We start from the raw sequence: 12,164 nt of genomic DNA, 5'->3' as shown, positions 1-12,164 counted from the left end.
CGGTTCTCTCCTACCGACCCGGCACCGCGCCCGCGAGCCGCTATCAGCGCACGATCACTACCGAGCCGCGCTCTGCGAGCCGACTCCACACCACCACGCGAACGAAACCCCGGCCTATCGCTGCATTCTCCGGCTCCAAAACTCTGGTTCCCGGCGATTACCCCCGGAAAATGCAGCCGGAGGCCGGTTCTCCCGGACCGACCCGACATCTCACCCGTGACCCGCCAGGCGCTGGTGCACGGCCACGGCCACGACCACATCGAACTCTGCGAGCCGCCTGCACACCAGCACGCGAAGGGCAGCCCGGCATATCACTAGCTCCTGTATGACCTGGGTGGGCCGTGTCATCGCCGTAAGTCGCCGACCTCGCTTACACAGCGCTTGGTTGCCTCGTCGGTCGATGTCTCGAAGGCTGTCGTGTCGCTTCGCGCGGCGGCACCGGCGGGATCGAACCGGTCTATCGCTGCACTGTTCGGGGCTGATCGTCCGGTGTCCGACCGGTGGCGGTCGACGCAACCGGTCGCTGGTGACGTGGACGATCGTCTCAGCTGTTGTCTCGACGTTCCTGGCGGTCGTGTACGACGGTCGGGTTGGGCAGACGGTGGTTGATCGGGATCGTGAGGCGTTGGGTTCGGGAACTGGGGATTTCTTTGGCGGGGAACCATTTCTACGATGTGGCTGTAGCGGGTCGGGGACGGCCGGGCTCGCCGGAGTGGGAAGGTGTTCGAGAATGGTGCGTCGGTTGGTGGATATTTCGGTGCCGTTGCAGGCGGGGATCGCCTCGGATCCGCCGGGGCTGCTGCCGGAGATCGACTACTTCTCGCATGCCGACACCGCCGAGCAGGTGCTGGCGTTCTTTCCCGGGGCCACGGTGGACGATCTGCCGGACCGGGAGGGGTGGGCGGTCGAGAGTGTGCGGATCAGTACGCACAACGGGACGCATTTGGATGCGCCGTATCATTATTCGGCGACCATGGACGGTGGGGCGCGGGCCATCACGATCGACGAGGTGCCCCTGGACTGGTGCCTGCAACCGGCGGTGAAGCTGGACTTCCGGCATTTCCAGGACGGGTACGTGGTCACCGCCGCGGACGTGGCCGCCGAACTCGACCGGATCGGGCACGAACTGCGGCCGCTGGAGATCGTCGTGGTCAACACCGCGGCCGGCGCCCGGTATGGCCAGGACGATTACGTGTCCACTGGATGCGGTATGGGCCGCGAGGCCACCCTCTATCTGCTCGAGCGGGGCGTGCGCCTGACCGGAACCGACGCCTGGAGCTGGGATCCGCCGTTCTCCTACACCGCCGCCCGCTACGCCCGTGAGCACGACGCATCGATCATCTGGGAGGGACACCGGGCCGGACGCACCATCGGCTACTGCCACATCGAGAAACTGCACAACCTGGAGTCGTTGCCCGCCAGTGGATTTCAGATCTCCTGCTTTCCGGTGAAGGTGCACGCCGCGTCGGCGGGCTGGACACGGGCGGTCGCCATCTTCGACGAATAGGCCGGGATCGCCGAGCGCCGCCCTCAGAGCTTCACCCCGTCGACGGCCAGACGGATCAGCCGACGCGCGGTATCCGGGTCTCCTTCACTGACCAGCGAGACGGCGTTGGTGATCGTGAGCAGATCCATGGCTGCGACATCGGGACGCACCGCACCGGCGGCGCATGCCCGCCGCACGAGTTCTTGCGCCGCTTCCAGTAACTGGCCGTGACAGCCCTGGGCCTCGGCCAGGTCGGGACGTTCGGCGATGAGTGAGGCTGCCAGGCCGCGGGTTTCGGCGGAGTAGACCGCGAGTTCCTCGAGCCACGCGGTCAGACCGGAGGCGGGCTCGGCGGCCAGATCATGTGCGCGACGGCACAATCGGTCGACGCCGTCCTGGAAGATTTCCTCCAGCAACGCATGTCGTGACGGGAAATGCCGGTGCAGGGTGGCCGATCCGATTCCCGCCCGCCGCGCGATCTCCTCGAGCGATGCCTCGAATCCGTCCCTGGCCACGACCTGCGCCGCGACGGCCAGCAGCCGCTCGTGATTGCGCTGCCAATCCGAACGCTGCGACCGAGGCTGCACTCTCGAATTCTCCATTGCTGCAAGCCCTTCCGGTGCTCGAGTGCCCTTCCCTTCCGCCACGCTGTCACGTTCGCCCGCCACGCCCGGCTCCCCCGAAACCGCGCACGACTCCTGCGGCGCCCGCCCGGCCGAGGGACGCGCACCGGAGGGCCGACCGGCTCGTGCGGGCATCCGGCGCCTTCCTGGTCGACAAAACGGGGTGGTTCCCCATATCCTAGCGAACATGAAACGGGGTACCTCCCCATTTCACCGGAAGGAGTCGACAATGTCCGACAAGGATGCGTTCGTGCTGGTCACAGGCGCGACAGGAAAGCAGGGCGGCGCCGTGGCCCGCGCGTTGCTCGCCGTCGGGGTGCCCGTGCACGCGCTGGTGCGCGATCCGGACTCCGAGCGCGCGAGGGCCGTGGGCGAGCTCGGCGCGACACTGGTCCGCGGCGATCTGGACGACCCGGCCACGCTCACGGCCGCGTTGACCGGAGCGCGTGCGGCGTTCTCGATTCAGATGCCCGACCTGACGAACCTGCTCGGCGATTCCGAGGTCCGCCAGGGCCGCGCCCTGGTCGCCGCGGCCCGCGAGGCCGGAGTGGAGCAGTTCGTGCATACGTCCGTATCCGGTACGGGCGCAACCGATCCGGCGAAACTCGACGAACAGCGCTGGGGCGCGCACATGCCCCACTATTGGCGCAGCAAGGCGGCGGTCGAGGATGCGGTGCGCGAGGCGGGATTCGGGTCCTGGACGATTCTGCGCCCGGCGACCTTCATGGAGAATTTCCTGCGACCGTCGTTCTACTTCGCCGAGCAGACCTCGGACCGCCTGCTGGTCGCGGTCGACCTCGACGTCCCGCTGCCGTTCATCGCGATCGACGATATCGGCACGGCGGCCGCCGCGGCCTTCGCCGATCCGCGGCGCTTCGCGGGCGTCGTGCTGGAACTGGCCGGTGATCGGCTCAGCTTCCGTACGGCCGCCGCGACGCTGTCCGAGGCATGGGGCGCGCCCATCGAAGTACCGGACAGCCCGGAAGCCGCTGTCGCACAGGGACTCCCGGACCACCTCGCCCTGTCCCAGCGCTATATGACGACCTATCCCTCGCCGGCCGATCCCGAGGCGGCCCGGGCCTTGGGGCTTCCCGTGCGGACATTCGCGCGGTGGGCTCGGGCGACCGTCGTCGCATAAGGGTTCGCCCCAGGACTGCGGCGGTTCACATCAATCCGGCCCGGCATGCCCCGAGTCACCTACTTGGACCACGGTTTCTTCCAGCGGCTCAGGCAGCGAGACTAACCCTGCGGCGTGTACCCGAACGGCAACATCACACTCTTGGACTGGCAGTACGCCTCGATGCCCTCGGGTCCGTTCTCCCGCCCGATGCCGGAGTTCTTGTACCCGCCGAACGGCGAGCCCGGATCGAACGCGTACATGTTGACCGCGTAGGTGCCGGTGCGGATCTGTGCGGCGATGCGCAGCGCGCGCTCGTTGTCGGTGGTCCAGACGCTGCCTGCCAGGCCGTAGTCCGAGTCGTTGGCGATGCGGATCGCGTCCTGCTCGTCCTCGTACGGGATCACCACGAGCACCGGGCCGAAGATCTCCTCGCGCGCGATCCGCATCTCGTTGGTCACATCGGCGAAAACCGTTGGCTGCACGAACCATCCGCCGTCCAGGCCCTCGGGGCGCGCCCCGCCGGTGACCAGCCGCGCGCCCTCCTCGACGCCCGTGCGGATGTAGCCCTCGACGCGTTCGCGCTGGCGCTCGGAGATCAGCGGGCCGATGGTGGCCGACGCATTGTCGGGGCGGCCGACCGGGCTCGCCGCCGCGGCCGCGGCCACCTTCTCCACCACTTCGGCGTAGCGCGAGCGCGGGGCCAGGATGCGGGTCTGGCCGACACACGCCTGACCGGAGTTCATCAGGCCGGAGAACAGCAGCATCGGCACGCTCGCGTCCAGGTCGGCGTCCTCGAGGATGATCGCGGCAGATTTCCCGCCCAGCTCGAGCGTGCACGGCTTGAGCCGCTCGGCGGCGATCTTGCCGACCTCCCGGCCCACCGCGGAGCTGCCGGTGAAGGTGAACTTGTCGATCTCCGGGTTGGCGGTCAGCGCGCGGCCGGCGTCCGCGCCGCCGGGCAGCACCGACAGCACTCCCTCGGGCAGGCCGGCCTCTGCGAACACTTCCGCGAGCGCGTTGGTCGTCAGCGGTGTCTCCGCGGCGGGTTTCAACACGATCGTGCACCCGGCCAGCAGCGCGGGCCCGAGTTTATTGGCCGCCAGGAACAACGGCACGTTCCAGGCCGTGATCGCGGCGACCACGCCGACCGGTTCGCGGGTCACCAGGACCTGCCCGTAGACACCGTCGCGGATCTCGCGCCAGGCGAATTTGTCCGCGGCGCCGGCGAAGTACGCCAGGCTGGTCAGTGCCGCGCCGTACTGCATCATGTCCACGATGCTCGCGGGCTGACCGGTCTCCAGGGTCAGCAGGTGCTTGAAGCGGTCCGCGCGCTCGGTGAGCAAGCCGGTGGCCTTGCCCAGGATCGCGGCGCGTTCGGCAGGGGTCATGCGCGGCCACGGGCCCTCGTCGAAGGCCTTACGCGCGGCGGCGCAGGCCGCATCGACGTCCGCGGCCACGGCCAGCGGCACGCGGCCCACCGGTTCACCCGTCGCCGGGGAACGGACCTCGATCACCTGTGCCGAGGCCGGTTCCACCCATCTGCCCCCGATGAACAGCCGGTCGTACTCGGTCCGGTCCCCGGTTGCGCTCTGCGTCACGGCGCCACCCTTTCCACGTCGTTGCGAGCGGATGTCGTTCGACCGAGCCCACGACTGTGTCACAGGTCACGGCCGACTCCGCCGGGCTCCAACCTACCGACCGGCCCGGGCAGCCGTATAGACATCTGTCCCACATATCGGCACTGGACATTCCGATAAACCAACCAGTACTCTTTCGGCAAACAGACTCTTTCAAAGCAACTACCTGTTGGCGAGTGAACCTCAGTAAGTCACTATCAAACGCGGTCGGGAGCGTTTGTCCACTGATAAGAGAGGCCCCCGTGAAAAAGAGTTTCGCGAAATTTGCCATCATCGCCGCGGCCGGTGCTGCAATGGTCGTCCCCGCCGTGGGCATCGCGTCGGCGCAGCCCAGCGACTGGGGCGGGTTCAACAACCCGGGCTACCACAACCAGCACGGTGACGACTGGCACTGTGACCGCCACGGCTTGTGGCACAACGACCAGCACGATTCCCGCGGTCACCGCGACAACCGCTGCCACATCTGGTAATACCCGAATACGACGAACACCCCGGCGCTATCATCGCCGGGGTGTTCGGCTGTCCAGGCGTGAGTCCGCCGCGATCAGCGACCGAACGAACCCGTCCAGACGGTGTTCGCCAGGCCGTGGAAGGCGTGTCCGCCGGTGCCGAGCAGCCCGTGGAACGCGGTGAAGCCGGTGTGGAACAGGTCCGGGATCATGGTGGAGCCTTTCTTCGTGGGACTTTCTACTTCACCTAGCATCGAAGAGTTTGCTAGGCAATAGCTATGTATTTCCTGTGTCCATTCTGTGTGTTACGCGACATGCGTTCGACGCATTCCCTACGGCACTGACCAACACGCCGGAAATACGACGTTTGGATTCGATCGAAGCCGTCGGATATAGTAGCGTGCTCATTTCTAGGTGGACGCGATCATTTGGTCCAGCGATCATGTAGTAGCTCGCGGTCATTCACCTGTTCGTCGGCCTCCCGCACTAGGACATCCCGGTCTCGTAGCGGCCTTCGGCCACCCGCGACCGGGCCGCGCTTCAGCCCGGTTCGTGAACTCGCGGTCCCATTCCTGCCGTTCCACTGCCACAAGTCAGAGGCCGACGGGCCGTCCGCTGACCCGGCACACCGGTTCGGTCGGGACGCCGGGCGGACGCCGGGCGGTTCCGTCGTCCTCGCCCCGATCGGTTTCCCCGGCGCCCCGGCCGGTCAGCGGGCTCATCAGTCCGATCCGCCCGCCCTCGCCGAACAGCCGAACACGCAGGCCGCGAGCGTGCCGGCAACCATGACACCCCGCCCGATCGCCGCCACTGCCCCGAAAAGGTATTGACAATCATTGTCATTTAGTGACAATTAGCTCCAGTTCAGCGATCTGGAGACAACGAATGACAAAACTTGACATGGCCATGCGGGCCGCGGCCGCCCTCGCCATCGTGGGCCTCGCCGCCGGCGCCCTCGCGGCGTGTTCCTCGAACGGCACGTCGGGCGGCTCCTCCGGGGGCAAGATCGTCGCGGTGGGTGCGGAGAACGAGTACGCCGACGTGATTTCCCAGATCGGGGGGCAGTACGTCACGGTGAGCGCCATCATGAGCGACCCGAACACCGATCCCCACACCTTCGAGTCCTCAGCGAGCGTGTCCAAGCAGGTACAGGCCGCGTCCCTGGTCGTACAGAACGGGTTGGGCTACGACGACTTCATGAGCACGATCCTCGAGGCCGCGCCGAACGCGAGCCGCAAGGTCGTCAACGTACAGAAGCTGCGCAGCCTCCCGGACGACACGCCCAACCCGCACCTGTGGTACGACCCGGCGACCATGCCCGTCGTGGCCAACGCCCTGGCCGACGACCTGTCGGCGTTGCAACCGGATCACGCGTCGTACTTCCGGAAGAACGAGCAGACCTTCCTGGACGCACTGAAGCCGTGGACCGACGCGCTGGCCTCGTTCAAGCGGCAGTACCCGAACGTCCCGGTCGCGGTCACCGAGCCCGTGGCCGACTACCTGCTCGACGCCGCCGGCACGCAGGACAAGACGCCGATGAGCATGCAGACCGCGGTCATGAACGGCACCGACCCCACCCCGCAGGACATCGCCACCCAGACCAGCCTGTTCACCGGCAAGCAGGTCAAGGTGTTCCTGTACAACCAGCAGGTGACCGACGAGCTGACCACCAAGTTCCTGGCCGCCGCCCACGCCGCGAACATCCCCGTGATCGGGGTGTACGAGACCATGCCGACCGACGGCTACAACTACCAGAAGTGGATGTCGGCCGAGGTTCAGGCACTGCAGAAGGCCGTCGCGGACGGCACCTCCACCCAGAAACTGTAGGCAGTTGGCATCCCACACCGAAACACCCCCCGACGGCGAGCCCGTGCTCGCCGTCGAAGGCGTCTCCATTCAGCTCGGCGGACGCACGATCCTGCGGGACGTCGGCTTCCGCGTCCAACCCGGCGAATTCACCGGCCTGATCGGCCCGAACGGCTCCGGCAAGACAACCCTGCTGCGCATCCTGCTCGGACTGACCCGACCCGACTCCGGGACGGTCACCGTCGCGGGCCAGGGCCGGTCCGCGCGGGGCAGACGCGTGGGGTACGTGCCGCAGAAGGTGCTGCTGGACCCCGACATCCCGCTACGCGCCCGCGACGTGGTCGAACTTGGCCTCGGCGGCCGCCGATTCGGCATCGGACTGCCCTCGGCGAGCCGCCGGAAACTGGTCGACGAGATGCTCGAGGCCGTCGATGCCACCCGCTTCGCCGACCACCGCATCGGACTGCTGTCCGGCGGCGAACAGCAGCGGGTGCTGATCGCCCACGCGCTGATCAGCCGCCCGAACCTCCTGCTCCTCGACGAGCCCCTGGCCAACCTGGACCTCGCGTCGGCCAACGAGATCGTGCGCCTGCTCTCCCGCATCGCCCGCGAACAACGGGTCGCGGTACTCCTGTCCGCGCACGAGATGAACCCGCTACTGCCGGTCACCGACCGGATCGTGTACATCGCACACGGCCGCGCCGCCAGCGGCAGCGTCGACGAGGTCATCACCACCGACGTACTCAGCCACCTGTACGGACACCCCGTGGACGTGGTGAAGGTACGCGGCCGGGTACTCGTCGTCGCCGACACCGACCCCACCACAACCGATTTCCCCGGATCCGACCCAGCCGAAGCCCAACCGGCCGAACCCGGATCGGATGCGGCCTGCTCGACCGACGATCACCTCGGTGAAACTCGATCCAGCGACACGGAGTCCATCGGACTCGCCTCCGCCGCAACCTGTTTCACAGTGACGCAGTCCGCTGAACCCGCCCCGGACGCAACCGAACTCGTACACGCGGACCCAGCCGGAGCCCATGCGGCCGAAGTCGAGCCGGATACGGCCGATTCAACCAACGGCGACCTTGGCGGAACCCGATCCGACGCTGGCGGGTCGGGTTCCGCAACCGATCCGGTGGACGTGGACCTCGGCGACACCGAATCGGGCACACCCGCCCCGCTGAGTACGAGCAACGGCGCGGACCGGACCGGGGGCAGAGTTTCCTCTGTCACCATCGGTCCTGGTGACGCGAATCCCGGTGAAACGGGGTCGGGCACGCCCGCGGCGACGGGCCCCGGCCACGACGCGGCCGAGATCGAAGAATCCTCGGCAAACGGCTCTGTCGAGGGCGTGGCGAGTTCGAGGGGCGTGTGATGGGGCCCTCGATGCACGCGATCATTCAGCCGGGATTCTTCGCCAGTCCCGAGGTGCGTACCGCGCTGATCGTCGGGGCAGTGGTTGCCGTGGTGTCGGGGGTGGTGGGTGTGTTCACCGTGCTCCGTGGCCAGTCGTTCGCCGGGCACTCGCTCGCCGATGTCGGCACCGCGGGGGGATCGGCCGCGTATCTCGTTGCGGCGCCGGCACTGTGGGGGTTTCTGATCTTCAGCCTCGGGGGTGCGGCGGTCATGGAGCTGATCGGCATCCAGCGTGCTCGCGGCCGTGACCTGGCGACCGGCATCGTACTGGGTGGAGCGTTGGGGCTGACCTCGCTGTTCCTGTACTGGGACAGCACAGCCAGCAGCACTACCGGGGCGGCGATGACGATCCTGTTCGGGTCCATCTTCGCCATCGACTCGGGGACCATCCCCCTGGTCGTCGTGCTCAGTGTCGTCAGCCTGGGCGCGATGGTGCTGCTCTACCGCCCACTGCTGATCTGCGCGATCCATCCCGATATCGCCGCCGCCCGGGGTATTCCGGTGCGCTTGGTCGGGGTGGGCTATCTGGCCGTCACGGCGATCACGGTCGCGTTGACCTCGATCACCGTCGGGGCGATCCTGTCCACCGCGTTGCTGATCGGCCCGGCCGCCGCAGCGGTCAAGCTCACCCGGCGACCGGGCACGGCGATGATCATCTCCTGCGTGCTCGGCGTCGGCGCGGCCTGGCTGGGCGTGCTGCTGGCGTACGACAGCAACACCTGGCCACCCCGGCATCACGGATGGCCGGTCAGCTTCTTCATCGTCGCGCTGATCTTCGCCGCCTATCTGATCGCCGACCTGGCCACCGGGGCGCGCCGCACGATGCGACATCGGCGCCGCAGGCGGCTGCACGATCGGACTCCCACGCCCGCAACGCAATTCCAGGAGGCGCGCTGATGTTCACCGGCTTCATGGCCGACACCTGGATCGCGGCCAGCATCGTCGCGGTCGTCGCGGGGCTGGTCGGCTATTTCGTCGTGATGCGCGGGTCGGCGTTCTTCGCGCACGCCGTCCCGCAGGGCGCCTTCGCGGGCGCCGCGGCGGCCAGCCTGCTGGGCATCAATGTGCTGCTGGGGCTCGGTGTGGTCGCGGTACTCGCGGCCCTGGGCATCTCCTGGCTCGGGCGGCGCGGCCGGCACGACGCCGTCGTCGCCCTCATGCTGACCCTGCTGCTGGCCACCGGCGCGCTGCTGCTGAGCTGGAACACCGAATACGAACCCGAGATCTTCTCCCTGCTGTTCGGTGAGGTGCTCGGGGTCAACTCCACCCAGATCGCACCCACCGCAGTCCTGGCCCTGATCTGCTGCGCCGCGATCGTCGTGCTGTTCCGCCCGCTGCTGCTGACCTCGGTACTACCGGAGATGGCCGAGGCCGCCGGAATTCGCACCCGCCGACTCGAATTGGTATTCCTGCTGATCGTAGCGCTGGCCACCAGCATGACCCTGCCCGTGGTCGGCGCGCTGCTGATCTTCAGCCTGATGATCGGCCCACCGGCGGCCGCACGGTCGCTCACCGCGCGGCCACTGGCCGCACTGGGGTTGTCGATCGCGATCGCACTGGTCATCGTCTGGGCATCCATCGCGGCGGCCTACCAGTGGAGCTGGCCCGTCGGGTTCTACGTCGGGGTGCTGTCGGCGGCCTGCTACGCCCTAGGGCGACTGTGGGGCCGGTTGTGGCCCAAACACGATGCACACGATGCATTCCCGCACGGAGCGCCGATCCTGGATTCGACGGCGCGTCAGCTGCCCGGCTAGTACTCCCCCTCGGTCTTGGGTTGCCACTCCACGGCCCACGCGTCGAGCTGGGCGAGGCGTTCCAGGAGGCTCCCACCCTGTTTGGTGAGCCTGTAACCCTCGCCGGTGTGCTCGACGAGGTCGGCCTGACCCAGCTCGCGAAGCCTGTCAGTCAGGACGCTCGAGGAGACGCCGTCGCAGCGCTGCTGGAGCTGACGGAAGGTCGGGGCCGCATCCTCGCGATCCGCGCGCAGCTCCCACAGCACTCGCAGCGCCCAGCGCCGGCCCAGCAGATCCAGTAGCGCCATGATCGGGCGCCCCGTCTGCGAGCCACGGACCCGGCGGCCCGGGAGGGGGGTCGGTCGTGTCATCTGCTTCCCTTTCCGAAGCGCCAATGCTAGCGTATGACACGTGCCTCTAAAACCGAAGCAGCCGCGCATCGAGCCGCTCTCACCGCCATTCAGCCAGGACGCCAGAACGGCTCTCGAGCTTCTCGGACATTCACCCATCCAGCTGTTCCGCATGTGGGCACGCCGCCCGGAACTCGCCCACTCGATCGCGGGCTGGGGTCGGTACTACTTCTCCCGACGTTGCGCGCTCACACTTCGTCAGCGCGAGCTGATCATCGATCGGACGACCGCGCTGTGCGGCGCGGGCTACGAGTGGGCCGTACATGTCGCCACCTTCGCCGAGAAGGCCGAACTCGACGCCACGCAGCTCAACTCCCTCGCCACCGGAGACCCCACACAGGACTGCTGGGACACCGCCGACCGTGCCGTACTTCGAGCAGTCGACGAACTCCATGCGACGTCCGATCTCTCCGACGAGACCTGGGCCGGGCTGACTGCCGTCCTCGACGAGGATGCCGCGCTCGAACTGATCCTGATCTGCGGCTGGTATCACGCCATCTCGTTCACCGTCCGTGCGCTGCGGCTGCCTCCCGAGCCCGGCACCGAGTCGATGGCCGCACTGGTGGAAATGGATTAGTCACACGCTCGGCCGAAGCTGGCGAGTGCGGTGCCGGACGTCGGGAGGGGACGACACCGCACTCACAGTGGCTCTACCCGGCTTGCCGATCGCCAAACGGGGGGCGACTCACGACCCATGTTGTCGTTTCGGGCGGTAGTGCGAGCATCCGCACCGAACCGCAGAGCCCTACTCACATCTGTGCTTTTTTGTTTTTGGTTGTTTTGGTGAGTCGACTCGTCAACGCATTCATGTTTAGATGCGCATAGTTCCATTTCGGTATCTTCCAAACTGAGACTCTCGCTTACGGCCAGGCTCTGTCATCTGAACCATTCGGCCACGAACTCCGTTGTCTACCAACGAGTTACACGAGCCCTATCAGCTCCCCTGCCAGCCTTGCGTTCGCACCCGAGCCACCACCCCTCCCCCACGCTCCAGACGGAGCAGGTCGGGAAATACCGGAACGCACCCGGCACCGAGCCTGGAGGCGCCGCGCGGCGGCGGTGAAGCCCTCCGACGGAGCCGATGGTCCCCCGGCTAGCGCAGGGCGGCAATGCCCGCCAGGAAGATGTCGACGCCGGCGAGGAACTGCTCACGGTCATCGTGTTCGCGCATCTGCCTCGCCCGCGCGTGCACGAACGGGTACCGCACGGCGGGGGTGACCCTGCTCGGCGACGCCGCACACCTGACGGCCCCCAACGGCGAAGGCGCCAACCTGGCCCTGTATGACGGCGCCGAACTGGGCAAGGCCATCGCCGCACACCCGGGCGACATCGAGACCGCGCTCACCGATTACGAACAGGCCATGTTCACCCGCAGCGCCGCGGCCGACGCTCAGGCCCTCGATCTGTACGAGATGCTCGGCGAGGGCACACCGCACATCCTGATCAACGCCGTCAGCTGATTACCGGTCGCAGGCAACGAC

Annotated in this window: 13 protein-coding genes; 9 read left to right on the top strand and 4 right to left on the bottom strand. The window is 67.5% G+C overall.

Features of this window, described 5'->3' with window-relative positions:
- The first annotated feature begins 733 nt into the window (after positions 1-733).
- Positions 734-1,507 carry a cyclase family protein gene (locus tag JZ791_RS06635; protein ID WP_216893290.1) on the top strand — a complete coding sequence of 258 codons (774 nt, stop codon included), beginning with the start codon at positions 734-736 and terminating at the stop codon, positions 1,505-1,507.
- 23 nt (positions 1,508-1,530) lie between these two features.
- Here JZ791_RS06635 and JZ791_RS06630 read toward each other — a convergent pair whose 3' ends face one another.
- Positions 1,531-2,073 carry a TetR/AcrR family transcriptional regulator gene (locus JZ791_RS06630; protein WP_216893276.1) on the bottom strand — a complete coding sequence of 181 codons (543 nt, stop codon included), beginning with the start codon at positions 2,071-2,073 and terminating at the stop codon, positions 1,531-1,533.
- 265 nt (positions 2,074-2,338) lie between these two features.
- On the opposite strand from JZ791_RS06630, the gene JZ791_RS06625 reads away from it, so the two are divergent.
- Positions 2,339-3,247, top strand: a complete 909-nt coding sequence (locus JZ791_RS06625) for an NmrA/HSCARG family protein (RefSeq protein WP_216893275.1) — start codon at positions 2,339-2,341, stop codon at positions 3,245-3,247.
- A gap of 101 nt (positions 3,248-3,348) precedes the next feature.
- Here JZ791_RS06625 and JZ791_RS06620 read toward each other — a convergent pair whose 3' ends face one another.
- Positions 3,349-4,827 carry an aldehyde dehydrogenase gene (locus JZ791_RS06620; RefSeq protein WP_216893274.1) on the bottom strand — a complete coding sequence of 493 codons (1,479 nt, stop codon included), beginning with the start codon at positions 4,825-4,827 and terminating at the stop codon, positions 3,349-3,351.
- 281 nt (positions 4,828-5,108) lie between these two features.
- Between JZ791_RS06620 and JZ791_RS06615 the strand changes: the two genes are divergently transcribed.
- Positions 5,109-5,336, top strand: coding sequence for a hypothetical protein (locus tag JZ791_RS06615; RefSeq protein WP_216893291.1), 228 nt, complete (start codon positions 5,109-5,111; stop codon positions 5,334-5,336).
- 572 nt (positions 5,337-5,908) lie between these two features.
- Here JZ791_RS06615 and JZ791_RS45975 read toward each other — a convergent pair.
- Complete coding sequence (locus JZ791_RS45975) at positions 5,909-6,037, bottom strand: hypothetical protein (RefSeq protein WP_256461821.1); 129 nt, start codon at positions 6,035-6,037, stop codon at positions 5,909-5,911.
- A 163-nt stretch (positions 6,038-6,200) separates the two neighbouring features.
- Between JZ791_RS45975 and JZ791_RS06610 the strand changes: the two genes are divergently transcribed.
- Genes JZ791_RS06610 through JZ791_RS06595 form a run of 4 tightly spaced genes read left to right on the top strand, consistent with a single transcriptional unit; the run spans position 6,201 to position 10,294 of the window.
- The gene (locus tag JZ791_RS06610; RefSeq protein ID WP_254205296.1) at positions 6,201-7,142 is read left to right on the top strand and encodes a metal ABC transporter solute-binding protein, Zn/Mn family; all 942 of its coding nucleotides are present in this window, start codon (positions 6,201-6,203) and stop codon (positions 7,140-7,142) included.
- A gap of 4 nt (positions 7,143-7,146) precedes the next feature.
- Positions 7,147-8,499 (top strand): ATP-binding cassette domain-containing protein, encoded by a 1,353-nt coding sequence (locus JZ791_RS06605; RefSeq protein WP_254205295.1) that lies wholly within the window; start codon positions 7,147-7,149, stop codon positions 8,497-8,499.
- A gap of 11 nt (positions 8,500-8,510) precedes the next feature.
- Positions 8,511-9,437 (top strand): metal ABC transporter permease, encoded by a 927-nt coding sequence (locus tag JZ791_RS06600; protein ID WP_216893273.1) that lies wholly within the window; start codon positions 8,511-8,513, stop codon positions 9,435-9,437.
- Positions 9,437-10,294 carry a metal ABC transporter permease gene (locus JZ791_RS06595; RefSeq protein WP_216893272.1) on the top strand — a complete coding sequence of 286 codons (858 nt, stop codon included), beginning with the start codon at positions 9,437-9,439 and terminating at the stop codon, positions 10,292-10,294. Before JZ791_RS06600 ends, JZ791_RS06595 begins: the two co-directional genes overlap by 1 nt.
- Here JZ791_RS06595 and JZ791_RS06590 read toward each other — a convergent pair.
- The gene (locus JZ791_RS06590) at positions 10,291-10,644 is read right to left on the bottom strand and encodes a winged helix-turn-helix transcriptional regulator (protein WP_216893271.1); all 354 of its coding nucleotides are present in this window, start codon (positions 10,642-10,644) and stop codon (positions 10,291-10,293) included. The genes JZ791_RS06595 and JZ791_RS06590 overlap by 4 nt on opposite strands.
- Before the next feature lie 40 nt (positions 10,645-10,684).
- Between JZ791_RS06590 and JZ791_RS06585 the strand changes: the two genes are divergently transcribed.
- Positions 10,685-11,260: a carboxymuconolactone decarboxylase family protein gene (locus JZ791_RS06585; RefSeq protein WP_216893270.1), complete on the top strand. Its 576-nt coding sequence runs from the start codon at positions 10,685-10,687 to the stop codon at positions 11,258-11,260.
- A gap of 637 nt (positions 11,261-11,897) precedes the next feature.
- Positions 11,898-12,143, top strand: a complete 246-nt coding sequence (locus JZ791_RS06580; protein WP_438804486.1) for an FAD-dependent monooxygenase — start codon at positions 11,898-11,900, stop codon at positions 12,141-12,143.
- The last annotated feature ends 21 nt before the right edge of the window (positions 12,144-12,164 follow it).

Origin of the sequence: Nocardia alni (genome assembly GCF_019038435.1) — a bacterium.
Lineage (GTDB): Bacteria > Actinomycetota > Actinomycetes > Mycobacteriales > Mycobacteriaceae > Nocardia > Nocardia alni.
The sequence above is the reverse complement of the archived record's forward strand: the minus strand, read 5'-3'. Positions and strand labels throughout refer to the sequence as shown.